The 23,451-nt window shown below is 64.9% G+C and carries 23 protein-coding genes and 1 tRNA gene; 10 read left to right on the top strand and 14 right to left on the bottom strand.

All coding sequences use genetic code 11. The annotated features are described in order from the left end of the window. Positions 1–19: 19 nt before the first annotated feature. From Sj15T_RS11900 to Sj15T_RS11920, 5 genes are all read right to left on the bottom strand, one after another. Complete coding sequence (locus Sj15T_RS11900; RefSeq protein WP_013041218.1) at positions 20–646, bottom strand: calcium-binding protein; 627 nt, start codon at positions 644–646, stop codon at positions 20–22. Between the two features lie 135 nt (positions 647–781). Further along, positions 782–1,999, bottom strand: a complete 1,218-nt coding sequence (locus Sj15T_RS11905) for an argininosuccinate synthase (protein WP_013041219.1) — start codon at positions 1,997–1,999, stop codon at positions 782–784. A 161-nt stretch (positions 2,000–2,160) separates the two neighbouring features. Continuing rightward, complete coding sequence (locus Sj15T_RS11910) at positions 2,161–3,096, bottom strand: hypothetical protein (RefSeq protein ID WP_238559350.1); 936 nt, start codon at positions 3,094–3,096, stop codon at positions 2,161–2,163. A gap of 179 nt (positions 3,097–3,275) precedes the next feature. Continuing rightward, positions 3,276–3,470, bottom strand: coding sequence for a DUF4169 family protein (locus Sj15T_RS11915; protein WP_007682557.1), 195 nt, complete (start codon positions 3,468–3,470; stop codon positions 3,276–3,278). Positions 3,471–3,496: 26 nt separating this feature from the next. Continuing rightward, positions 3,497–3,570, bottom strand: a tRNA-Gly gene (locus tag Sj15T_RS11920). Positions 3,571–3,680: 110 nt separating this feature from the next. Here Sj15T_RS11920 and Sj15T_RS11925 point away from each other — a divergent pair. The 4 genes from Sj15T_RS11925 (at position 3,681) to Sj15T_RS11940 (ending at position 9,080) form a co-directional block, all read left to right on the top strand. Then, positions 3,681–4,595 carry a LysR family transcriptional regulator gene (locus Sj15T_RS11925; RefSeq protein ID WP_013041221.1) on the top strand — a complete coding sequence of 305 codons (915 nt, stop codon included), beginning with the start codon at positions 3,681–3,683 and terminating at the stop codon, positions 4,593–4,595. A 129-nt stretch (positions 4,596–4,724) separates the two neighbouring features. Continuing rightward, complete coding sequence (locus tag Sj15T_RS11930) at positions 4,725–6,839, top strand: TonB-dependent receptor (protein ID WP_013041222.1); 2,115 nt, start codon at positions 4,725–4,727, stop codon at positions 6,837–6,839. A gap of 105 nt (positions 6,840–6,944) precedes the next feature. Continuing rightward, on the top strand, positions 6,945–8,060 hold the full coding sequence (locus tag Sj15T_RS11935) for a DUF47 family protein (protein WP_013041223.1): 1,116 nt from the start codon (positions 6,945–6,947) through the stop codon (positions 8,058–8,060). An 18-nt stretch (positions 8,061–8,078) separates the two neighbouring features. Further along, a complete protein-coding gene (locus Sj15T_RS11940) occupies positions 8,079–9,080 on the top strand; it encodes an inorganic phosphate transporter (protein WP_007682550.1) in 1,002 nt (333 codons plus the stop codon). 61 nt (positions 9,081–9,141) lie between these two features. On the opposite strand, the gene Sj15T_RS11945 is transcribed toward Sj15T_RS11940, so the two are convergent. Beyond that, complete coding sequence (locus tag Sj15T_RS11945; protein WP_007682549.1) at positions 9,142–9,309, bottom strand: hypothetical protein; 168 nt, start codon at positions 9,307–9,309, stop codon at positions 9,142–9,144. Positions 9,310–9,432: 123 nt separating this feature from the next. Here Sj15T_RS11945 and Sj15T_RS11950 point away from each other — a divergent pair, with 123 nt between their 5' ends. After that, complete coding sequence (locus Sj15T_RS11950; RefSeq protein ID WP_013041224.1) at positions 9,433–10,848, top strand: XRE family transcriptional regulator; 1,416 nt, start codon at positions 9,433–9,435, stop codon at positions 10,846–10,848. A gap of 8 nt (positions 10,849–10,856) precedes the next feature. Here the strand turns inward: Sj15T_RS11950 and Sj15T_RS11955 are convergent, their stop codons facing one another. From Sj15T_RS11955 to Sj15T_RS11965, 3 genes are all read right to left on the bottom strand, one after another. Continuing rightward, complete coding sequence (locus Sj15T_RS11955; protein WP_013041225.1) at positions 10,857–11,447, bottom strand: hypothetical protein; 591 nt, start codon at positions 11,445–11,447, stop codon at positions 10,857–10,859. Positions 11,448–11,475: 28 nt separating this feature from the next. Further along, positions 11,476–12,558 carry an AAA family ATPase gene (locus Sj15T_RS11960; protein ID WP_013041226.1) on the bottom strand — a complete coding sequence of 361 codons (1,083 nt, stop codon included), beginning with the start codon at positions 12,556–12,558 and terminating at the stop codon, positions 11,476–11,478. Positions 12,559–12,750: 192 nt separating this feature from the next. After that, positions 12,751–13,569 carry a cold-shock protein gene (locus tag Sj15T_RS11965; protein WP_013041227.1) on the bottom strand — a complete coding sequence of 273 codons (819 nt, stop codon included), beginning with the start codon at positions 13,567–13,569 and terminating at the stop codon, positions 12,751–12,753. 246 nt (positions 13,570–13,815) lie between these two features. Between Sj15T_RS11965 and Sj15T_RS11970 the strand changes: the two genes are divergently transcribed. The 3 genes from Sj15T_RS11970 to Sj15T_RS11980 are packed head-to-tail and all read left to right on the top strand — an operon-like array spanning position 13,816 to position 15,644. After that, positions 13,816–14,433, top strand: a complete 618-nt coding sequence (locus Sj15T_RS11970; protein WP_013041229.1) for a ribonuclease D — start codon at positions 13,816–13,818, stop codon at positions 14,431–14,433. A gap of 12 nt (positions 14,434–14,445) precedes the next feature. After that, complete coding sequence (locus Sj15T_RS11975) at positions 14,446–15,093, top strand: hypothetical protein (protein WP_007682542.1); 648 nt, start codon at positions 14,446–14,448, stop codon at positions 15,091–15,093. Continuing rightward, positions 15,093–15,644: an LptA/OstA family protein gene (locus tag Sj15T_RS11980; protein WP_007682541.1), complete on the top strand. Its 552-nt coding sequence runs from the start codon at positions 15,093–15,095 to the stop codon at positions 15,642–15,644. Before Sj15T_RS11975 ends, Sj15T_RS11980 begins: the two co-directional genes overlap by 1 nt. A gap of 176 nt (positions 15,645–15,820) precedes the next feature. On the opposite strand, the gene Sj15T_RS11985 is transcribed toward Sj15T_RS11980, so the two are convergent. The 4 genes from Sj15T_RS11985 to Sj15T_RS12000 all read right to left on the bottom strand — a co-directional run bounded on the left by Sj15T_RS11985 (position 15,821) and on the right by Sj15T_RS12000 (position 20,153). Continuing rightward, positions 15,821–16,411, bottom strand: coding sequence for a histidine phosphatase family protein (locus Sj15T_RS11985; RefSeq protein ID WP_013041230.1), 591 nt, complete (start codon positions 16,409–16,411; stop codon positions 15,821–15,823). A 37-nt stretch (positions 16,412–16,448) separates the two neighbouring features. Next, complete coding sequence (kdsB, locus tag Sj15T_RS11990) at positions 16,449–17,258, bottom strand: 3-deoxy-manno-octulosonate cytidylyltransferase (protein ID WP_041386101.1); 810 nt, start codon at positions 17,256–17,258, stop codon at positions 16,449–16,451. A gap of 342 nt (positions 17,259–17,600) precedes the next feature. Next, positions 17,601–18,608, bottom strand: coding sequence for a KpsF/GutQ family sugar-phosphate isomerase (locus Sj15T_RS11995; protein ID WP_013041232.1), 1,008 nt, complete (start codon positions 18,606–18,608; stop codon positions 17,601–17,603). Positions 18,609–19,157: 549 nt separating this feature from the next. Continuing rightward, complete coding sequence (locus tag Sj15T_RS12000; RefSeq protein ID WP_007682537.1) at positions 19,158–20,153, bottom strand: NAD-dependent epimerase/dehydratase family protein; 996 nt, start codon at positions 20,151–20,153, stop codon at positions 19,158–19,160. A 291-nt stretch (positions 20,154–20,444) separates the two neighbouring features. On the opposite strand from Sj15T_RS12000, the gene Sj15T_RS12005 reads away from it, so the two are divergent. Together Sj15T_RS12005 and Sj15T_RS12010 are read left to right on the top strand one after the other, a co-directional pair. Continuing rightward, complete coding sequence (locus tag Sj15T_RS12005) at positions 20,445–21,551, top strand: GNAT family N-acetyltransferase (protein WP_013041234.1); 1,107 nt, start codon at positions 20,445–20,447, stop codon at positions 21,549–21,551. Beyond that, positions 21,548–22,408 (top strand): cupin-like domain-containing protein, encoded by an 861-nt coding sequence (locus tag Sj15T_RS12010; protein ID WP_013041235.1) that lies wholly within the window; start codon positions 21,548–21,550, stop codon positions 22,406–22,408. Before Sj15T_RS12005 ends, Sj15T_RS12010 begins: the two co-directional genes overlap by 4 nt. Here Sj15T_RS12010 and Sj15T_RS12015 read toward each other — a convergent pair. Beyond that, positions 22,386–23,441 carry a GNAT family N-acetyltransferase gene (locus Sj15T_RS12015; protein WP_013041236.1) on the bottom strand — a complete coding sequence of 352 codons (1,056 nt, stop codon included), beginning with the start codon at positions 23,439–23,441 and terminating at the stop codon, positions 22,386–22,388. The genes Sj15T_RS12010 and Sj15T_RS12015 overlap by 23 nt on opposite strands. Positions 23,442–23,451 lie beyond the last annotated feature (10 nt).

Raw genomic sequence — 23,451 nt, forward strand, 5'->3', positions numbered from 1 at the left:
ACGCCTTCGCCCTTTACCCTCAGTTGGCGGGCGGCGTCGCCCTGCGGTCCTTCCACCCGTCGCGGAAGGCCTGGCGCGCCGCCTTCATCTCTTCAGCGGTCACCTTGCCGTCATGATTGGCGTCGGCCTTGTCGAACAGGGCGAGCGGACGGGCCAGGAACTCGGCCTTGGTGATGCCGTCCTTCTTCATCTCGTCGCCCGGACCGCCGCGCATGCCCTCTCCCATACCATGATGCCCCCATCCGCGATGACCCCAGCCCCGGCCGTCCGGCCCGCCGGGCTTGCCCATGCGGTCGCGCTGGCCGTCCCGGCCCTGATGCCCGGCAGCGAATTCCGCCTTGCTGATCTGGCCGTTCCTGTCGGCGTCCAGCGCGGCGAAGCGTTTATCGAGCCGCTGCTGGCGGAGGATTTCGCGATCCGCCTGGTCGAGCTTGCCGTCCTTGTTGGCGTCGAGCCTGACGAAGCGGGTTTCCAGCGCGGCGGTCAGTTCCGCCTTGGTGACGGCGCCGTCCTTGTTGGCGTCGGCCATCATCAGCATGCCGCCGCCGCGCGGTCCGGCGTCTTGAGCGAAAGCGAGATGGGATGCAGCGAGTCCGCCGACGAACAGCGAACCCAGCGCCACCGTGGTCATGAATTTGCGGATCATGGGATTTTCCTTCAAAGCGTCTGTCACGAACGGCGCCCTGCCGTCCTTGAAGACGCTTATCGGGAAGTTTTGTCCCGTAATTTTGTCACGTCACCCGATAAAATGTCGCAATTTGTATCGGGCGACGGAGATTTCTCAGCGATCGCGGCGGCCCAGCAGGCGCAGGCGGAGCGCGTTGAGCTTGATGAAGCCCGCCGCGTCGCGCTGGTCATAGGCGCCCGCATCGTCCTCGAAGGTCACGACCTTCTCGCTGTAGAGCGAATAGGGCGACTTGCGGCCGACGACATAGACGCCGCCCTTGTAGAGCTTCAGGCGGACGGTGCCCGTCACCTTCTCCTGGCTATGGTCGATGGCGGCCTGGAGCATCTCGCGCTCCGGCGAGAACCAGAAGCCGTTATAGATGAGTTCGGCATAGCGCGGCGCCAACTCGTCCTTCAGATGCGCCGCGCCCCGGTCGAGCGTCAGTTGCTCGATTCCGCGATGGGCGAGGTGATAGATGGTGCCGCCCGGCGTTTCGTACATGCCGCGCGACTTCATGCCGACGAAGCGGTTTTCGACCAGGTCGAGGCGACCGATGCCATGCTTGCGGCCATAGTCGTTGAGCGTCTCCAGCAGCGTCGCAGGCGACATGCCGACGCCGTTGATCGCCGCGCCGTCGCCGCGCTCGAAATCGATGGTGATATATTCCGGCGCGTCGGGCGCATCCTCCGGATTGACCGTGCGCGAATAGACATAGTCCGGGGTTTCCTCCCACGGATCTTCCAGCACCTTGCCCTCGGACGAGGTGTGCAGCATGTTCGCGTCGGTCGAGAAGGGGCTTTCGCCGCGCTTGTCGCGAGGGATCGGAATTTGATGCTTTTCGGCGAATTCGATCAGCCTGGTGCGGCTGGTCAAATCCCATTCGCGCCAGGGGGCGATCACCTTGATGTCGGGCGCGAGGCCGTAATAGCCCAGTTCGAAGCGGACCTGATCATTGCCCTTGCCGGTCGCGCCGTGGGACACCGCGTCGGCGCCGACCTGCTTCGCGATCTCGATCTGGCGCTTGGCGATCAGCGGGCGGGCGATGGACGTGCCGAGCAGGTAAAGCCCCTCATAGAGCGCGTTGGAACGCATCATCGGGAAGACATAGTCCTTGACGAATTCCTCGCGCAGGTCGTCGATGAAGATATGCTCTTCCTTGACGCCCATCAGCCGGGCCTTGGCGCGGGCCGGTTCCAGTTCCTCGCCCTGGCCCAGATCGGCGGTGAAGGTCACCACCTCGCACTGGTAGGTCTGTTGCAGCCATTTCAGGATCACGCTGGTATCCAGCCCACCTGAGAAGGCAAGAACGATGCGGTTGATCTTGTCGGACATGGGCAACTTTCCTTGAGGGCGGGCCTGGGCGGCCATGCGATTACCGGCGGGCCGGTATCAGGCCGGACGGCTCAAGGCAACCGGATGGGCCGCACTATCTCGCGACAAAGGGGATGCCGATCGGGACCGGCATCCCCTTTCCTCACGGAATCCGAAGGAACTCAGCTTGTCCGCGGCTTGAAGACGCCGTCGCGCCGCCGGTCGGAACCGAAACGATAAACCGTCTGGGTAGCCGCCGGCGCAGGCCGCGACGATTCGGCCGGTGCTGCCGCGGTTTCCTCGACCATCGGCGTTTCTGCCTGCCTCTGCCGCTGCGCGAGCAGGAATTTCGCCCGGGTCATGCGCTTGGCATGCGTGCGGAACGGGTTGTCGGCGCTGGGCGGCGCGGCGACCATCGCCTCCAATGTGCGTTCCTCCTCGCTCGACACAGCGGCGGGGGGCGGCGGGGTCATCGGCGGCATGTCGGGCGCGGTCGTCGCGGCAGATTCCATGGGCTGGATCACCTCGCCCTCCCAATGCTCCTGGCCTTCCCACTGCCCCTCGCGACGCCTGCGCCTGCGCAACAAAGCGGCTCCGCCCAGGCCAACCATCAGCAAGGAGCCGCCGCCCAGCGCCCAAAGCAATGCCGGATCGATCCCGGCTTCGGACGGCGGAACAGGAGCCTGCGTCGCGGGCGCGGCGGGCGCAAATGCCTCGGCAGGAGGCGTCGGGGACGGCGCCTCGCGCTGCACCGGGGGCTCGACGCGGGCGGGCGGCGCGGCCGGCTCGGCTCGTGCCGCCGCGCGCGCCGCGGGTTTGGGCGCGCTCCGTTCCGCCCCGGTCGCTGCGCCAGCGGTCTGCGTCTTCTCCTCTGCTTGCGCGGCCGCGATGGCGGCCTCCAGGCGTTCTTCGACCGATGGCGTCGCCTGGACCACGGGCTGAGCCGGCGCGAATGTCGGAGCGGAGGCCGCCGGGGGCGCCGGTTCGGGGGAAGCGTTGGCGATCGCCGGCTGACCGGGCGGCACGACGTCCTGCGCGAGCAGCGTTGGCGAACTGAAAGCCAGAACAGCGGCAATCGCGGCCCTGGCGGGGCGAAGTGAGCGAATATGTCCAGTCATAGCCAGGGTTGAACCCGCGAACTTCACGATTCAGCGCAAAACGCGCAGGATATTCCCGGTCAATCGAGGCAAATCACCGACGAAATGATCCTACCTTGGTCAATATTAACAGGCGTTCATTTCTATTGGGCGGTTTTTACTCTTGATGCCTCTGCCAGCAGCGCGAAGATTGCGATCCATTATTTGGGATCATCATCCCGATTGTCACGGCGCGCGCCGTCGATCTGCCGCCTGCTGCGTTCTTCTTCCGCCGATAGGGCCAGACGTTCCGCCTTGGTCCGGCCGAACTTGACGCGATTGCCCTGCGCCCGGCGCTCCTTGTCCGCCCGCGCCTTCGCCTTGCGCGCCTGCCGCAGGTTGACGATGTCGCCCATGACGTCGACGGGCCTCCATGAGGGGATGGAGCGGGTAGCGGGGATCGAACCCGCATCACAAGCTTGGAAGGCTAGTGCTCTACCATTGAGCTATACCCGCCCGTCAGGCTGAGCGCCCTGCCATCTTTGGGCGGCCTTCGTCAATATGGCAAAGCGATATTCACCCAATATCGGCCTTAACCCCGCGCCATATTTGCACTATCAGGGGTCATGGCCACGCCTTCCCTGCGCCAGTTGGATATATTCGCGCAGATGGTGGCATCGGGCAGCCTCTCGCGCTGCGCCGGCGACCTGGGGGTCACGCCCGATGACGTGGCACGCGACCTGGCCTCGCTGGAGCTGCGCCTGGGCTATCGCCTGTTCGACGATCTTGCCGGCGCTCCTCGCCTGACTGCCGCCGGCCGGAAAACGGCGGAGGCCATGACCCTGTTGTCGCAGGACCGGCCGGAAAACTGGCAGGTCGACCAGGCGGACGGCATTGTCCCCGCCGCCGCTCCGCCGGAATCCTCCTCATCGCGGCAAAGCATCGTCCTGGCCGCGCCCGCGCCGGTCTTCGGCCACTTCCAGGAAGCGTTGGCCGCGTTCGAGGCGGCGAATGACGACGTCGCCATCACGCTGGACCTGACGATCCACCTGGCCGACGAAGCCGCCTGGGCGCTGCGCCGGGGCAGGGCCGACATCGCCTATTTCTATGCCTTGGGCGAAACGGACGAGCCGCTATCCCGCTATGGCTGGTCGGAGCAGATCAACCTCTATGCCGGCGCCGACCATCCGCTCGCCCGTCGCGACAGCGTGGCGACGGACGAGCTTGCCGCCATGCCGACGCTGGCGATGGAGGCGCACAACGGCCTGCGGCGGATCATCGACGAGGCGCTGCTGCGCGGCGGCATCCGGCTGGGCGACCCGGTGCTGGAAACCGACAATCTGTTCGACATCATGACCATATTGCGCGAAGGGGCCGGCTGTTTCGCCGCCTTCGGCCCGCTCGCCCGCGACCTGGGACGGATGACCGGGATCAGGCGGATCGCGCTGGAACGTCCGTTGCCCGCCATAGAAGTGCGCCAAGCGCTCCGCCCGGAAAGCGCCCCCGCCGCCGCCGCGCTGGCCGAATTCCTCTTTCTCTGATCGTTCCTCGCGACTGGTTGGGGGGATTTCGCGGGGAAGCGATCCATTGCGCGCCGAAGTGGTATTGATATGCTATATCATTTCAGATAGGAGGGCGCGTCTCTTTCCCAATCAAGGATGACGAACCGAATGTATCGTTCCGCAGTGCTGCGTGCCGGTTGCGCCCTATCCGCATTGTCTGCCGCCCTTCCCGCCTTCGCCCAAGGCGCGCCCGCCGATGCGGCGCCGCAAGCCTATCATGATCAACGAGCGGACATCATCGTCACCGCCATCATTCCCCGCCGGCAGGGCGATATTCTTTCCGGGACGTCCGTGGTGTCCGGCGAGGAACTCACCCGGTCGCTGCGTCCCACCATCGGCGACACGCTGGCGCGCCAGCCGGGCGTCTCCGCGACCTCCTTCGGTCCCAACGCTTCCCGCCCCGTGCTGCGCGGTTTCCAGGGGGAACGCGTGCGCATCCTGACCGACGGCATCGGCAGCTTCGACGTGTCGAACACTTCGGTCGACCATGCCGTGGCGATCAACCCCCTTACCGCCGACCGGATAGAGGTGCTGCGCGGCCCCGCGGCATTGCTCTACGGTTCCTCGGCCATTGGCGGCGTGGTCAATGTGATCGACAGCCGCATCCCCCGCCGCGTGCCCGACGAGCCGATCCATGTCGAGGGCATCGCCACCTATGGCAGCGCCGCCAATGAGCGCACCGGATCGGGCGAGATCGAGGTGCCCGTCGGCGACAGGTTCGTGGTCCATTTCGACGGCAGCTATTCCAAGAGCGGCAACCTGGACACCGGCAGCTACATCCTGACGCCGGCGCTGCGCGCGCAGGCGGCGTTGAGCGGCGATCCGGAGATTGAGGATCTGGCCAATCTGCGCGGCAAGCTGCCCAACAGCGCGGCGCGCACCTGGGAAGTGGCGGGCGGCGCGGCGCTGATCACCGATGGCGGCAATCTGGGCTTTTCGGTCGCGCATACCGACAATTTCTATGGCGTGCCCGTCCGCTATTCGCTCGACCCCGACGGCGAAGCGGAAGAGGTGCGGCTGCACATGAAGCAGGATCGCGCCGACCTGCGCGCCGAACTGCCGGTCAATGGCGGCTTCCTGGAATCAATCCGCCTGCGCGCGGGCTTTGCCGATTACCAGCACCAGGAGATCGAGGAGACGGGCGAGGTCGGCACGACCTTCTACAACCAGTCCATCGAATCGCGGCTGGAACTGGTGCAGGCCAAGCGCGGCGGATGGGACGGCGCAATCGGCGCGCAATTCTTCGCCCGCAATTTCCACGTCGTGGGGGAGGAGAAGTTCCTGCCGCGCAACGAGACGGAGCAACTGGGTTTCTTCACGCTGCAATCCTTCGACCTTGGCACCACGCGGGTCGAACTGGGCGGACGCTATGAGCATACGCGGGTCGGGGCGGACGCGGACGAGACGCTGCTCAATCCCGCCTATCGCCGCAGCTTCGATGCGCTGTCCGGATCGCTGGGGGTCAGCCAGGAAATCGTGCCGGGCTGGCGCGTCGGCCTGAACCTGTCCCGCACGGAGCGCGCTCCTTCGGCCGAGGAACTGTTCGCGCGCGGCAACCATGCCGGAACGCAGGCCTTCGAACTGGGCAATCCCGATTTCGGGCTGGAAAAGAGCTGGGGCGTCGAGGGCACGCTACGCGGCCAGGGCAATGGCTATACCGTCTCGCTGTCCGCCTATCACAATTGGTTCGACGGCTATATCTACGATGCGCTGGCCGACGACAGCGTCTGCATGGCGGCAAATGGCGGAGAGCCGCTCGACTTCCCCTGCTACCAGAACCTCCAGGCCGACGCCCGCTATCTGGGCTTCGAGGCGGAGGGCACGGTGAAGCTGGGGCAGGTGGGCGGCTATGCCGTCAATCTGGACGGCGTGGCGGACTATGTCCGCGCCACCATCGTCGGGTCGGGTCCGGCGCCGCGCATACCCCCGCTTCGCCTGCTGGGCGGCGTGGAATTGCAGGGCGACCGGCTGAGCCTGCGCGGCGAAGTCGAGCGCAGCTTCGCCCAGAACCGCATCGCCGACACCGAAACGCCCACCGACGGCTTCACGCTGGTCAACGCCTCCCTGTCCTTCAAACCGATCAAGGGCAATGAGCGGACGACCATCACCCTGTCCGCCAACAACATCTTCGATGTCGAGGCGCGGCGGGCGGCGAGTTTCCTGAAGGATTACGCCCCCCTGACAGGACGGGACATCCGCATCACGGCGCGGCTGTCGATCTGACGAGCGGATCGATTGCGCAATGTGACGATTTTGTTACAAGGCGCCGGTGATTCAGGGGCCGCCATTCATCAGTCATGAACGCCGCGCGGCGCATAAGGGCGGCTGATGCGTCAGATCGCCGCCCTTCCCTATGCGACCGGCCCGGACGGGTCGATGCGCATATTGCTGATCACGTCGCGGGACACGCGGCGCTGGGTGATCCCCAAGGGCAATCGCATCAAAGGCATGGCCGGGCACCGCGCCGCCGAACTGGAAGCCTATGAGGAAGCGGGCATCCACGGCATCGCCTGCCCCGCGCCGCTCGGCCGCTATCGTTATGACAAGAAACGGCGGCGCGGCGACACGAAAGAGGCGACGGTCGAGGTTTTCCCGCTTGCAGTGACCGGCCAGTTGCCGCAATGGCCCGAACAAGGGCAGCGGGAACTGCGTTGGTTCCCCGTTGCCGAAGCTGCAAAGGCCGTCGACGAACCCGATCTGCAATCCATCATCGCCGCTTTCCGCGAACCGCCCCGGGATCCCGGCCTGTTCGTGCGGACGTTGCTGCGGGTCAAGGAATGGCAAAGCGAAAGGACTGGAATGCTGCGCTGGTTTCATGCGCTGATGCCCAAGCAAGGGCGCTTTTTCGAGCAGTTCGAGGATCATGCCGCGACTTTGGTCGCCGGCGCAGATGCGCTCGCCAAGCTGCTGAAGGGCGGGCCGGACATCGACGCCCACATCAAGGAGATTTCGGACCGCGAGCATGAAGCGGACGACATCATCCGCGAAGTGCTGCAGGACGTGCGCCGCATCTTCGTGACGCCCTTCGACCGCAGCGCCATCACCGGGCTGATCGGGGTGATGGACGACGCCATCGACCAGATGAACCAGACGGCGAAAGCCATCGCGCTGTTCGAGGTGAAGGAATTTCCGTCCCAGATGCAGGACATGAGCGCGCTGATCGTCGAATGCGCGCGAATCACGGGGGAGGCGATGCCGCTGCTGCGGTCGCTGAACCTGAATTCGGCCCGGCTGCATGACCTGACCGAAAGGCTGGTGAAGCTGGAGGGGCATGCCGACATCCTGCATGAAGCGGGGCTGAAGGCGCTCTACAACCAGGCGCGGCAGGGCAATCCGATGGATTTTGTCGTCGGCAACGAAATCTACAGCCATCTGGAGAAGGTGACGGATCGGTTCGAGGACGTCGCCAACGAGATTTCCGGCCTGGTCATCGACCACGCCTGATCCGGCCGGAACACTCATATGGACGCCCAAATCGCCTTTCCGCTGCTGGTCGCGCTGATCGGCGTCGCGCTGCTGTTCGATTTCCTGAACGGGCTGCACGACGCCGCCAATTCCATCGCGACCATCGTGTCCACGCGGGTCTTGAAGCCGCAATATGCGGTCGCCTGGGCGGCGTTCTTCAACTTCATCGCCTTCCTCTTCTTTGGCCTGCATGTGGCGGAGACGGTGGGCAAGGGCATTGTCGACGCCAGCATCATCGATCCGGCGGTGATCTTCGGCGCATTGATGGGGGCGATCGCGTGGAACCTCATCACCTGGGGGCTGGGCATCCCGTCATCCAGCAGCCACGCGCTGATCGGCGGGTTGCTGGGCGCGGGGACGGCCAAGGCGGGGCTTTCCGCCGTGGTGTGGAGCGGGGTGTTCAAGACCAGCGCGGCCATCGTGATGTCGCCCGCCATCGGGCTGGTTCTGGCATTGCTGCTGGTGCTGATCGTAAGCTGGATTTTCCGGCGCTTCACGCCGCAGGGGGCGGACCGGGTGTTCCGCAAGATGCAGCTCGTGTCGGCATCGCTCTATTCGCTGGGGCATGGCGGCAATGATGCGCAGAAGACGATGGGGATCATCGCGGTGCTGCTCTATTCGCAGGGCATGCTGACCGGCGGGTTCCATGTGCCCTTCTGGGTGGTGCTGAGCTGCCAGGCGGCGATGGGCCTTGGCACGCTGCTGGGCGGGTGGAAGATCGTCCACACCATGGGGTCGAAGATCACGCGGCTGACGCCCGGACAGGGGTTCTGCGCGGAAACGGGCGGGGCGCTGACGCTGTTCATGGCGACGCATCTGGGCGTGCCGGTGTCGACGACCCACACCATTACCGGCGCGATCGTGGGCGTCGGGGCTTCGCGGCGGCTGTCGGCGGTGCGGTGGAACGTGGCGTCGAGCATCATCGTCGCCTGGGTGGTGACGCTGCCGGCGGCGGCGGCGATCGGCGCGGCCTTTTACGGGCTGACGCGGCTGTTCTGACAGGAAAAGGGCGCGGTCGGTTTTTCCGCCGCGCCCTTCCCTCTCCTTAACCCTGAAACGCTCAGCTCACCCGGCCGAGGCGGTGGTAGAGATTGGCGTATTTGACAGATTCCGGCTTGTCCTGAACCTCGCGCAGATAGTGGGCGATGGCGGTTCGGATCAGGCCGAAATCCTCCTGGGAGAAAACCGCGCGGGAGCGGGCGGGCTGGGGTGCTTCGGTCGTTTCCATGGGTCTTCCTTTCCGTTGGGATGACGCATCAAACCATGAACGAGTCGGTCAATGAAGGCCGATTAGTGAGGCGGTGTCATGCGGTGACTTGTTCATAATGTCATTTTTTGACATAGTGACAGTATGGCGGACGATCGGAAACTCTATCTGGGGCCGAAGCTGCGGGTGTTGCGGCGGGAATTGGGCCTCAACCAGACGCGGATGGCGGAGGAATTGGGGGTGTCGCCCAGCTACCTCAACCATCTGGAGCGCAACCAGCGGCCGTTGACGGCGCAGATGCTGCTGCGGCTGGCCAATGTCTATGACATCGACATTCGCGATTTCGTCGCCAGCACGCAGGAAGGGGCCGCCAGCGCGCTCAGCGAGATATTGTCCGACGCGCTGGTGCGCGACATCGGCATCGCCCGCGACGAAGTGCTGGAGGTCGCGGAAAATTATCCGGGGGTGAGCGAGGCGATCGGGCGATTTTACCGAGCGCTCAGCGATTTGCGGCGCCTGCCGGAGCAGGTTGCGTCAGGATTGTCGGGGGCGCCGGGGAGCGTGGCGCCGCTGCATGCGCCGCTCGACTGGTTGCGCGAGACCATGGCGAAAGCGGGCAATCATTTCGCGGAACTGGATGCGGCGGCGGAGTCGCTGGCGGGGGAACTGGGCGATGATCCTTCCGCCTTGCAGGCGGGCATCCGGGCGCGGCTGAAGGAGCGGCATGGCATGACCGTGCAGATCGTGCGGGAGGATGTGCTGGCGGGAACGCTGCGCCATTATGACATGCATCGGCGGCGGCTGTTGCTGAGCGAGCGGCTGGCCTCTTCGGGGCGGCTGTTCGCGGTGGCCTATCAGCTTTGCGCGCAGGAACTGGCGGACGCCATCGCCGCGCAGGTGGCGCGGGCGGGGCCGCCGGACGAGGACAGCCGCCGCCTGGCGGGAATCGCGCTCACCAACTATGCGGCGGCGGCGCTGATCATGCCCTATGACCGTTTCGCCAAGGCGGCGGAGCAGAGCCGGCACGACCTGCCGCTGCTGCGGGCGCGCTTCGGCGTGTCGATGGAGCAACTGGCGCACCGGCTGACCAGCCTGGGGCGGACGGGGGCGCGGGGCGTGCCCTTCTTCATGGCGAAGGTGGACCGGGCGGGCATCGTGTCCAAGCGCTTCGACGGGGAGGCGTGGCCCTTTGCGCGGCTGGGAGGCACCTGCCCGCGCTGGGACGCGCATGAGGAGCAGGCGCCCGATGCGGTGGCCGCGCAACTGATCGAGACGATGGACGGGCGGCGCTTCGTCAGCCTGACCGTGGGATTGCCGAGGGAAGGCGGAGCGCGGGGGCGGTCGGTGATCGCGCTGGGCTGCGAGGCGAAGCATGGAGCGCGGATCGTGCATGCCGACGGGATCGATCTGGAGAAGGGCGCGGCGACCGGGGTGGGGCCGACATGTCATTTGTGCGAGCGGCGGGGCTGTCCGGATCGCGCCCTGCCGCCGGTGACGCGGGCGCTGGATCTGCATGGCTATGAGCGGACGGTGGCGCCGTTTCCGTTTCGGCGGGTTTAGAGTAAACCCTAGTCAAGCTGCGCTTCTGTTTCCGCGTCAATCGCTTCAGCCAAATCGCAGACAAACTCAGCCACCCGAGCAGCATCCTCCCTAGACACGGGGTTAGCGAAGTCGCGCCCCGGAGGAGTATCAGCAGAGTGAGCTATCAAATCCCGCCTATCGCCGATCAAAGTCAATTCATCACGTATATCTTGTTCTGTTTTTTCACCATGGTGGCCAGTAGCTCTCATCCTTGCGGTGATACGGCTCCACTTTTCCTTAGGTGGACAACTCCAAATATAACTAAGTGCTTCAGATACTTTCTCTGGCCTATAGAATGATTTAAATTGAATAGAGGCAAATATTCTCTCTCTGAAAAACAAGAGTCTCTCAGGCGGGCTCAATAAATGTATGTCAAGAACGTTCACCATAGGAACTTGAACTTGTTGCAAATTTACAGGCAAAGCATCAGGATTTTTATCTATTAAACGAAGACCCGCCTCTGAAACAAGCTCAGTCAAGAAAAGATCGAAAGAAGATATACCAACTATCCAAATGTACCGCAATGCAAAGTCATGCTTGGTATTATCAAAATTAGATAGGCACTCATCACTTTCCACTATGTGAGCCCTAAACTTTCTTATAGCCTCACTCATAGTTTACAATTATATCAATTTTTTCAACTATTGCTGAAAATATTTGATCAAATATCTCTACGTTTTTCTTGACACTCTTTTTAACATTTCCCCGAAGATCCAAATCATGAAAATCCTCATCATCTATCCGGAAAACAGGTTTCCCCAATTCTGATGCGATGTGGCTTGCCTGCGCGAAATCAGGAATGCGCGCCAGAGCATATAACCGTTTCTTATCGGGATCACGAGCATCTTCAGGAAGAACAACTTTAGCCGCTTCTTTATAAGCAGCTCGATTAAATAAACTGTTGGCCAACTCGAGACGAGGAACGAATTCGTTTTCAATTCGGTCGTCAATCTGGGTGATCCGCTCGTGATACCTGCCGGCCGCCTTACTCCGGTGCCGGTTAAATCTCGAGTGAATTGCCCCAATGAACTTAGCCCAACCGGCAGGAAGAGGATAAGTCGCATCAGCAAAGGCTGGCCCAAATTGCTCTTTCCAAGACACCCACCTTTCAATCTCCAGGCCAAGAGTCTTCAAAGACATGAGGGAGAAAGGATCAGGATTTGTTGGAACAATGAACGCATCACAGATCATGAAAAAGTTTTGGTTGAGCGCTCCTAGCCCGGGATTGATATCAATAATGCTATAATCAGCTTGGTGCCGTTCTTCGAGTAGAGAGATCAATCGGTGTAAGGCACCAGGAATATTTTTTGTAACTGAGAGGGTGCCTCTAGTTTCCTGTGCGAGACTTATTTGCCCTTCCAGTGCAGAAAGATCGGGATGGCCCGGAAGCAAAAAAAGATTTTCATTTCCGTCCGCCTCAGGGCACTCGAACGCTTCTATGGGCGAAGGTCTACCTTCAAAAACTGGCCGAACAGCATCATAAATATTATTGAAGCGGGTATTGCTACTTTCCGTATAATAATCATCAAACTTATCACCCAGAGTACGAGCGGTTAAATTTACCTGAGAATCGCCATCAACAAGAAGAACTCGATGACCATTCTCGGTCAGCTTCCAACCAATATTATATGCTGACGTAGTCTTCCCTACACCACCTTTATGGTTAAACAGCAGTACGCGATGCGTCATTCAATACATTCCCTTCAAGACGATATGATTTTAACCGCCTCTTCTCAATTTATTTAGAAATAATCATCTAACCATAGCTTCACATTGCGGTGACTAGCAAGTAGATCAATTTTTAATTTAGTATTCTAAAAAAAAGGGGCCGCCGGGCAGGCGACCCCTTCTATCCTCTCCCTAAAGCGGGCAGGCTGTTCTTTAGTCGGCCTTCGTCTGAAGGTTGACGGCCGCATATTTGCCGCGGCGGTCGACTTCGAGTTCGAAGTCGAGACGATCACCTTCATTCAGAGCGCTCATGCCGGCGCGTTCGACGGCGCTGATGTGCACGAACGCGTCGGGCTGGCCGTCGTCGCGCTGGATGAAGCCAAAGCCCTTCATCGCGTTGAAGAACTTGACCGTGCCGCTGGCGCGTTCGCCGGTAAGCTGGCGCTGCGGGCCGCGGTCGCCGCCGCCCGGACGATCGCCGAAGCCGCCGGCGCGGGGCTCGCGAGGGGCGCGTTCGGTGACGGGGAGCGGTTCGCCCTCGATCTTGAGATCGGTCGCCGACACCTTGCCGCCGCGATCCACCAGGGTGAAGCCGAGCGGCTGGCCTTCGGCGAGGCCCGTCAGGCCCGCCTGCTCGACCGCGCTGATGTGGACGAACACGTCTTCGCCGCCATCGTCGCGGACGATGAAGCCGAAACCCTTTTGGCCGTTGAAGAACTTGACGACGCCGGTGCCTTCACCCACGACCTGGGCGGGCATGCCGCGGCCACCGCCGCCAAAACCGCCGCCGCTGCGACCGCCGCCGAAGCCGCCACCACCGCCGCCGCCGAAACCGCCACGGTCGCCGCCGAAGCCGCCGCCGCCGCCACCGAAGCGGTCGCCGCCGCCGAAGCCACCACGATCACCACCGAAACCGCCGCGGTCGAACCCACCGCCGAAGCCGCCACGGCCGCCTTCATAGAAACTATCGTCGCCGAAACTGTCGCGCTTGTCCTTGCCGCGCCCGCCGCGGCGACCTCTATCAAAACTCATGCCCTGTTGGTCACTTTCGCTTCGCCCCAGACTAAACCAGACAAGCATGTCGGGCGAATGACATGCAGAATCCACCGCTCACGCGCGGTTTGGGAATCACTATATCAACTTTTGCGGGACAGGCGAATGATTTTTAAGGCGGGTAAAGGGCGTGAAAATGGCGACTTTGGGACGGAATGGTCGCCTTTCGTTCCCGGTCGCCAAGGGGCGATTGCGAACCGGCGGCTTTGGCCATAGAGGGGAATCATGACCGTCCATTTCCATGAAGAGGATCTGCCCCTGGGCGTCCTTGCCCCCGGCCCGATCGCCGTCGACACCGAAACCATGGGGCTGATCACGCCCCGCGACCGCCTGTGCGTCGTGCAGATCAGCGACGGCCAGGGGGACGAGCATCTGGTGCGCTTCAATCCGGGGAGCGACTATGCCGCGCCCAACCTGCGCGCCGCGCTGGCCGATCCGGCGCGGTTGAAGCTCTATCATTTCGGGCGGTTCGACATCGCGGCGATCCGCCATTATCTGGGCGTCGTGGCCGCCCCGGTCTATTGCACGAAGATCGCTTCGCGGCTGGTGCGGACCTATACCGACCGGCATGGCCTGAAAGAACTGGTGCGCGAATTGCTGGGGCAGGAATTGTCCAAGGTGCAGCAGTCGAGCGACTGGGGCGGGCCGGTGCTGTCGGACGCGCAGAAGGAATATGCGGCGTCGGACGTGCGATACCTGCATGCGTTGAAGGCGGAACTGGACAAGCGGCTGGCGCGCGAGGGGCGGATGGAACTGGCGCAGGCCTGTTTCGATTTCCTGCCGCACCGGGCGGAGCTGGACCTGGCGGGATGGCCGGAGATCGACATCTTCGCGCATATGTGAAGGGCTGAACCCATGTCGATACAGGCCGATCAGCAACGCGACGTGCGCCGTCACTGGGCGCGGCCGGGGGGAAGCCATGACCGGCTGGTCGGGCTGCTGAAGAACTGGTTGCCGGTGTCGGTGGGCGTGCTGGCGGCCTTGCTGGCGACGGCGCCCTTCACCGGGGGCGACAAGGTGAGCTTCGTGCTGGACAAGAACAAGGTCGAGGTGGCGAAGGAACGGATGCGCGTGACCGAGGCGCTCTATCGCGGGGAGGACAGCAAGGGGCAGCCCTTTTCCCTGCGGGCGGGATCGGCGGTGCAGAAGAGTTCGCGGGAGCCGATCGTCGACCTCAACGACATGTCGGCGCGGATCCTGCTGTCCGACGGGCAGGCGCTGCTGCGGGCGCAGAAGGGGCGGTACGACATGGATACCGAGCGGGTCGCCATCGACGGGCCGGTGCAGTTCCAGTCGGAGGGCGGATACCGGCTGACCACGCGGGACGTGGGCGTGGACCTCAAGACGCGGCGGATGCAGAGCGCCGGGCGGGTCGACGGGCGGATACCCATCGGGACGTTCAGCGGCGACCATCTGGAGGCCGACCTGAGCGCCCGGACCGTGACGCTGAACGGGCGGGCGAGCTTGCGTATCGAACAAAATGGTCTCAAAGGGCAAAGGTGATGAGAAAGCCCCTTCTTTTGCTGTCGCTGGGTGCGGCGGGCCTCCTTTTCGCGGGGGCGGACGCGCAGGTGCTGAAGAACCATGACAGCAATGCGCCGGTCAACTTCACCGCCGACAGGATCGAGGTGCAGGACCGCGCCGACCGCGTCGTGGTGTCCGGCAATGTCGAGGTGACGCAGGCGGGCATGACGCTGAACGCGGCGCGGATGACGGTGGCCTACCGCAACCAGCCGGGGGGCGGGACCGGGCCGGGCGGCGTGGAGATCGACCGGATCGACGCGTCCGGCAATGTCGTGGTGCGCAAGGCGGACCAGACGGCCAAGGGCAATGTCGCGATTTATGACCTCAACAGCCGGTTGATCACCATGTTGGGGAATGTTTCGCTGACGCAGGGGGCGAACCGGCTGACCGGGGGGCGGCTGGTGATCGACCTGACCAGCGGGCGCTCGACCGTGGACGGGCGCGCTGCTGGCGGGGGTGGTCCGGGGGTTTCGAGCGGGGCCGGCGGGCGCGTGTCGGGGACGTTCACGGTGCCGCAGCGGAAGGATTGAGCTGGGGTTCGGGGGGTTTAATCCTCCGTCACCCCGGACTTGATCCGGGGTCCCGCTGTCTTGAGCTGGGCGCTGGTTTACAAGAAAAGCGGGACCCCGGATCAAGTCCGGGGTGACGAATAGGGGAAAGGTCCGCTCTCTACCCTTTAGCTGCCGCTTCGGGGCGTTCGGCGTGGTTAGGGCCGTTCGTCCCAGCGGATGAGATGGACGCCGGCCCCTTCCTCGATCGCCAGTTCGCCGAAGGCGCCGGTGCTGAGCTTGAGGTTGGCGAGCGGCAGGCCCAGCGCCAGGAGCGCGAAGCGGGCCGCGCCGTTGCTGGTGACCAGGAGATCGGCGCCCTCCCCTTTCCGAGCGAACCAGTCTTTCCAGGCGGCGATGCGGGATGGGGCGTCGACCTTCCAGTCCTGGGGCGGGATGCCCCGTTCATCCCAGGCGGAGAGGGCTTCAGGGCCGAGGCGGGCCAGGACTTGCGCTTCGGGTTGACCCTCGTCGGGGCCGTGGTCGATCTCGTCGAGCCAGGGGAGCGGGCCGTCGAGCGGGTGGCCGGTGGCGGCGGCGATGGCGGCGGCGGTCTGGCGGGCGCGGAGCAGCGGGCCGCTGTGCAGGCGGCGGATGGGCAGGTTCTGCGCGGCGAACCAGGCGCCGAGGCGCTCGGCCTGGGCGTGGCCGCTTTCCACCAGCGGGAGGTCCGTGCGGGCGCCGATGCGGCGGGCGTCGGCGCTGCTTTCGAAGGTGTTGCCGTGGCGGATGATGAAGATGCGGCGCATGGGCTGTTTCTCGACTTCGCTCGAAACGGGCGGAGGATCAGGGCGTGGGGTCGCCGTGGGCGGCGATGAGGGCTTCGACGCGGGCTATGTCGGCCTCAGTGTCGATGCCGGAACTGTCGAAGACGGGCGGCGGGACCGGGACGGTGGTGATGGGGATGCCGAGTTCGAGCAGGCGGAGCTGTTCCAGGCCTTCGAGGGTTTCGAGGGCCGTGGGGGGCGTTGCTTCGAAGCGCGTCAGGGCGTCGAGCGTGTAGCCGTAGAGGCCGACATGGCGCCAGACCGGGGAGAGCGGCTGGCTCTGGCGCAGGGCGTCCTCGTCGCGGATGGCGGGGATGATGGTCTTCGAGAACCAGAGGGCGCGGCCGTCGGGGGCGCGGGCGCAGGTGGTGCCGCTGAAGGGCGAGCGCGTCTTGTGGTCGCGCAGGGCGTCGAGCGTGGGCCAGTCGAGCGCGATGACGGGAGTGGCGACCTGCGCCCCCGCCTCCAGCGCGGCGATGACGGCGCGCAGGGCGCCCTGGGGCTGGAAGGGGCTGTCGCCCTGGAGGTTGACGATGAAGCGGGGTTCGGTCCCCCACTGGCGCGCGGCGGCGAGGGCGCGGCCGGAGCCGGTGGCGATGGCGCTTTCCGTCATGGCCGCATCGCAGCCCGCGGCGCGGGCGTGGGCGGCGATTTCCTCGTCATCGGTGGCGACGAGCAGTTGGATGTCGGAGAGGCCGGCCGTGGCGGCGCGGGCCATGGCGATGGTCCGGTGCAGCAGCGTGCGGCCGGCGATCAGGCGCAGCGGCTTGCGCGGCAGGCGGGAGGAGCCGGCGCGGGCGGGGATGACGATGAGGGTGGATGGGTTCATTTCAGGAGGAATGCCGTTGAGGGGCCGCATGCAGGGGCATGTGTGGAAAGGCCGTCAGGGGGCGGGACCGGACCGGGTGATTTGAGTGGAGAGCGGACGGTCCCCATTTCGTCGCCCCGGACCCTTCGACAAGCTCAGGATAGGCTTGATCCGGGGTTCCGCTTTCTTTCTGAGTGCGCGCCTCGACCAAGGCAGCGGGACCCCGGGTCAAGCCCGGGGCGACGAATAGGAGGAAGGTCCGCTCTCCACCCAAATCGATCAGGCCGGCTAACCCCGCATTTGCCCGCTTTGCCCAGGCTCCTGCCTTCGCAGGAGCGCGGTCGTCCCTGGCGCGAATGGCGCTCAGGCGACGCCCGCATGGAGCAGGTCGTGCATGTGGATGGCGCCGACCAGCCTGTCCTTTTCGCAGACGAAGAGGAGCGTGATATTATGGTCGTGCATCAGGCGGAGCGCTTCGGAAGCCAGTTCCTCGGGGCTGACCGACACGGGCTGGACGGTCATGTAGCGGCCGACCGGCTCGTTCATGTGGCGGGTGCCGGTGACGGTGCGGCGCAGGTCGCCGTCGGTGAAGGCGCCGATCAGTTCGCCCTTGCCGTTCACCACCGCCGTGCCGCCGAGCCGGGCGCGGGTCATTTCGATGGTGGCGTCGAGCAGGGAGGCGTCCTCCTCCACCCGCGGCACGTCGCCGCCCGAGGCCATGAGTTCGCGCACCTTGACGAGTTGCGCGCCGAGCCGGCCATTGGGGTGGAATTTATGGAAGTCGTCCGCCGAAAAGCCGCGCATTTCCATGAGCGCGATGGCGAGCGCGTCCCCGAACGCCATCTGGATCGTGGTGGAGGTGGTGGGCGCCAGCGAATTGGGGCACGCCTCCTTCACGTCGGGCATCAGGATGCAGATGTCGGACGATGCGGCGACCGTGCTGTGCGGGCGCGCCGTCATGCCCAGCAGGGGGATGGCGAAGCGCTTGCAATATTGGATGATCGGGCCGAGTTCGTTGGACTCGCCCGAATGGGACAGCATCAGCACGACGTCGTCCGGCGTGATCATGCCCAGGTCGCCATGGCCCGCGTCGGCGGGATGCAGGAAGATGGCGGGCGTGCCGGTGGAGGTGAGCGTCGCCGTCATCTTGCGCGCGATGATGCCGCTCTTGCCCATGCCGGTGACGATCAGGCGGCCGCGCACATTCATGATGACGCCGACCAGCCGCAGGAAATTGGCGGAAAATTCACGGTCGCTGAACTGGTTTTCAAGGGCGTTCAGCCCCTCGGCCGCGATGGATAATGTCCGGCGCGCGGTTTCCGCGATGCGCCCGCCTGAGCCGAATGGCACGATCTTCGTTACTGTCGACACGCGTAAGCCCTTTTTTCCACCATCGCCGCCGGCTTTTTCCGACTGACGACAGCGGCGACGATCCACCGCCCCAGGTGTTCCGCCCTTACTTCGTTCCGCGACCCGACCGATCGAAGCGACCGGCACCCGGCTGTCGGGGATAAGCGTCTTCCCCTAATATTGGCAATCGATTTCGCAAGCGCGAATGATGATTTCCGCGCCATTAACGCCACAATGGATGAAAATGCGATGAAGCGCATAATTTTATCGGCGGATGGCGGAACCTTTTGCGGGAGGAGTGGTTGTGGCGTGCTTTTGCTGCATCGCGCCATGAGCAAGGCGGGGGGGTAATTCGGGAATGGCGGGAGATGGCCAATTGCGGACATCATTTACCGTCACCCCGGACTTGATCCGGGGTCCCGCTTTCTTTCTGAGTCCGCGCCCAGCCCAAGGCAGCGGGACCCCGGATCAAGTCCGGGGTGACGAATAGGGGAGAGGGGTGACGAATAGGGGAAGGTCCGCTCTCCACCCAAAACCGCTCGGTTCGGCGACGCTTGAATTCGTCCCTGCCTAATCGTGATAGGCGCGATACCAGTCGACGAAGCGGGGGACGCCCACTTCGATGCCCGTGGTCGGGGCGAAGCCGATGTCCTGCGCGATGGCGCTGATGTCGGCGAAGGTGGCCGGCACGTCGCCCGGCTGCATCGGCTGGAAGTCGATCTCCGCCTTGCGGCCGCAGGCTTCCTCCAGAACGGAGATGAGGTGCATCAATTCCTCCGGCCGGTTGTTGCCGATATTGTAGAGCCGGTGGGGCGAGCGGCTGCCGCCCGCCTTGGCCGCGCCGTCATCCTCCGGCGCGTGGTCGAGGCAGCCGATCACGCCGCTGACGATGTCGTCGATATAGGTGAAGTCGCGCTGCATCCGGCCGTGGTTGAAGACGGGGATGGGCTGGCCCGACAGGATTTTCGAGGTGAAGATCCACATCGCCATGTCCGGACGGCCCCAGGGGCCATAGACGGTGAAGAAGCGCAGGCCGGTCATCGGGATGCGGAAGAGATGGGCGTAGGTTTCGCTCATCAGTTCGTCGGCGCGTTTCGTTGCGGCGTAGAGCGAGACGGGGTGGTCGGCGCGGTCCTCGACCCGGAAGGGCAGCGTGTCGTTGCCGCCATAGACCGAGGAGGATGAGGCGTAGACCAGGTGCCGCACCCGCCTTTCCCGCGCCACTTCCAGCATGTTGACATGGCCGGCGAGGTTGGAGCGGACATAGGCGTGCGGGTTGATCAGCGAATAGCGCACGCCCGCCTGCGCGCCCAGATGGATGATGGCGTCGACCGGATGGTCGTGCAGCGCGGCCTGGAGCGCGTCCATGTCGGCGAAGTCCAGTTCGGCGAAGGTGAACAGGCCGCCATGGCGCTGATGCAGGGCGGCGATCCGGTCGCGTTTCAGCGAGACGGGATAATAGTCGTTCATATTGTCGATGCCGAAGACGGCCCGGCCTTCGGACAGAAGACGGTCCGCGACGGCCATGCCGATGAAGCCGGCCGCGCCGGTCACGAGGATTGTCATGGGCTGCGGTTTCCTGTCCTTGCCTTGGCGCCGGAGTCTTTCACAGACAATCCGGGGGGCGATGTAAAGGGCTTTCCCCGGAAGCTCCGTAATAGTGCCTAAAAATTGCCGGCTTGGGGTGGATGGCGGTGGGCATTCGGCTTTGCCGTGCTCCTGCGAAGGCGGGAGTCCGGTCCCGCCCTTCGTTCATCATCGCTCCCTGGGAACTGGGCTCCTGCCTTCGCAGGAGCACGCCGCGTTTACCTTCGCGGGTTAGCCTTTCCCTAATCATTGCCGGATATGGCCTGGAGCATGGACATGGCTTCCCATCCTGCAATGGCGAACGCGCGCGCCCATGCGCCGGCGCGCTGGGCCGCGCTGGCGGACGCGGCGGCCGAGGCCAATGCCTTCTACATGCCCGAAATGCTGTGCGCGGCGCTGGATCATCTGGCGGATGGCGCGACGGTCCGCGTGCTGGAGGCGCAGCGGGACGGGGAACTGATCGGGCTGATGCCCGTGGTCGTCGCGGCGCGGCATGGGCGGTTGCCGCTGCGCTGCGTCGCCAACTGGATGCACGATCATTGCTTCTTCGGCGCGCCGCTGATCCGGCGGGGCGAGGAAGTGGCGGCGTGGCGGGAATTGCTGGGGCAGTTGGACGGGGCGGACTGGGCGCCGGGCTTCCTGCATCTGCGCGGGCTGGACGCGGCGGGGGCGAATGCGGCGGCGCTGGAGGCGCTGTGCGTTGAGCAGCGGCGCGGGCGGCGGGAGGTGCATCGCTACGACCGGGCGATGCTGCGGTCGGAACTGGATGCGGACGCCTATTGGGAAACCCATGTGCGGGCCAAGAAGCGCAAGGAATTGCGGCGCCTGCAGAAGCGGCTGGCCGAACTGGGCACGGTCGAGAGCAGGCTGCTGGTCGACGGGGCGGAGCTGGCCGCGTGGTGCGGGGAATTTCTGGCGCTGGAGGCCGCGGGCTGGAAGGGGGCCGAAGGATCGGCGCTGGCCTGCAGGGATGAGGATGCGGCTTTCTTCCGGGCGGCCTGCGCGGCGGCTTTCGAGAACAGGCGGCTGCATTTCCTGCGCATGGACCTGGATGGGCGGGCGATCGCGATGCTGGTCAATTTCCGGCATGGCGAAGGGGCCTTTTCCTTCAAGATCGCCTTTGACGAGGCGCTGGGGCGCTTTTCGCCGGGGGTGCTGATCGAGATCGCCAATTTGCAGGCGGTGCTGGGCGATCCCGCCATCGGCTGGATGGATAGCTGCGCGGCGGCGGACCATCCGATGATCGACAGCCTGTGGGGCGAGCGGCGGACGATCACGCAATATCGCATCGCCCTGCGGGGCGCCGGGCGAAGCGTCGCCTTTGCGCTGGCCAATGGCGTCGAGGCGCTGGGGCAGAGGTTGAAGGGGCAGATATGAACGCGGTGAGCGCCATCGAGGCGGCGGTGTTTCCGGAAGAGGCGCGGGCAGCCTTCGCGGCGGCTTATCCGGACAGGGCAGCGAAGTTGAGCCATGGGCTGGCGGGGCATGATCTGCTGACGCTGGAGGCTCTGGCCGGGCTGGCGGAGCGGATGCCGGCCGAGTCCGTGGAGTATAATCTGGGGAAGCTGCCCTTAGGCGTGCGGGCGGAGGATACGCCGTCCAACGGGCTGACGCTGGGCGAGACGATCCGGACCATAGAGACCAACGGCAGTTGGGCGGTGCTGAAGAATGTCGAGCGGGATGCGGCCTATGGCGCGCTGCTGGATCGGGCGCTGGCCGAACTGGCGCCGCTGGTGGAGCGGGAGACCGGGCCGATGCTGCATCGGGAGGCGTTCATCTTCCTGTCCTCGCCCAGCAGCGTGACGCCGTTCCACATGGACCCGGAGCATAATATCCTGCTCCAGATCCGGGGCGAGAAGACGATGACGGTCTTTCCGGCGGGCGACGAGGAACTGGTGCCTGCGGTGCAGAGCGAGGCCTTCCATGCGGGCGGGCATCGCAATCTGGACTGGCGGGACGGGTTTCGCGAGCGGGGCATGGCGGTGACGCTGTTGCCGGGCGATGCGATCCATGTGCCGGTCAAGGCGCCGCATTTCGTGGAGAATGGCCCTGTCGTTTCGGTCAGCCTGTCCGTCACCTGGCGGTCGGAGCGGAGCGTGGCGGAGGGCGAGTTGCACAGCCTGAACGCGCTGCTGCGGCGGCGCGGGCTGCCGGTCGGGCGGATCGGTGCGAGACCGGAGGCGCAGGGGATGCGGCGGATCGCCTACCGCATCATGCGGAAGCTGGGCGTCTGAACAGCTTGCGCAAGGCGGCTTCGGCTTCGAGGCGGGGGCTGAAGCGGTCGACCTGCCACCATTCCAGGGCTTCCTCGCGGGTGGCGAGGCTCTGCTTGTAGCGGTCCTTGCCCGCGAGCAGCGAGTAGAGCGCGAGGCCGCGTTCCGCATAATGGGCGACGGCGGCGGCGTGGCAGAGCAGGCCGGGCTTGTCCTTCGGCGCGCGGGGGGCGGCGAAGGCGGACTGGTAGTTCATCGCCGTGCCGTCGTGGAGGAAGTTGAGGAGCAGGCCGACGGTTCCGCCGCTGTCGGTCAGGCGCAGCAGTTCGACCTTTTCGTCGCGGCTTGCGAGGGCGGCGGCGAAGCGGCGGAAGGCGGGGTCGTCCCAGGCATTGTCGGCATGGCGGCCGGTGTTGAGGGCCTGCATTTCGGCGAGCCAGGGTTCGATGTCGGCTGGGGCAGCCTTGGCGATGGCCGGGAGCGTGCCATCATGGTCCTTGAGGGCGCGGCGGATCTGGCCGCGACTGTTGGAACTGAGCAGCGACAGATAGTCGGCGGCGCGGACGGCGGCGAGGTCGACCTGATAGACCGGGGAGCGGTCGAGGCGGGTCTTGCGGCGGGCGGGGATTGTCAGGAGCGGCGAGTCGGGGGCGATGCCATCGAGGCGCAGGGTGCGCCAGTCGTTGCGGTCTTGCAGGGCCTGGAGAGCGGCCTGCGTGGCCTCCTCTTCCCAGCCCTTCGCGGCCAGCAGGCCGTTATATTCGATGAAGGGCCGGTCGGCGCCGGGGTCGCCGGACTGGTTGAGCGACAGGGTGGCGCTGCGGCCCAGCAGGCGGGGCTGCATGCTGTGACCGAAGAGGGCGAGCGCGACGTCCCGGCCCTGCGCGTCGGTGACGGCGAGCAGTTCGGGCTGGACGGCGTAGCTTTCCAGCCAGGCGCCGGTCCAGGCCCAGCCGAGGAAGAAGCTGGCGGCGGCGCGGGACTCCAGCGCCTGCCAGCGGGGGGCGAGGCTCGCCAGGTCGGGCAGGCGGGCGAAGTGGGCTGTGAGGGCCATTGCGGGCCCC

The sequence above is a fragment of the Sphingobium sp. TA15 genome, from assembly GCF_037101235.1.
In the GTDB taxonomy this organism is placed as follows: Bacteria; Pseudomonadota; Alphaproteobacteria; order Sphingomonadales; family Sphingomonadaceae; genus Sphingobium; species Sphingobium indicum.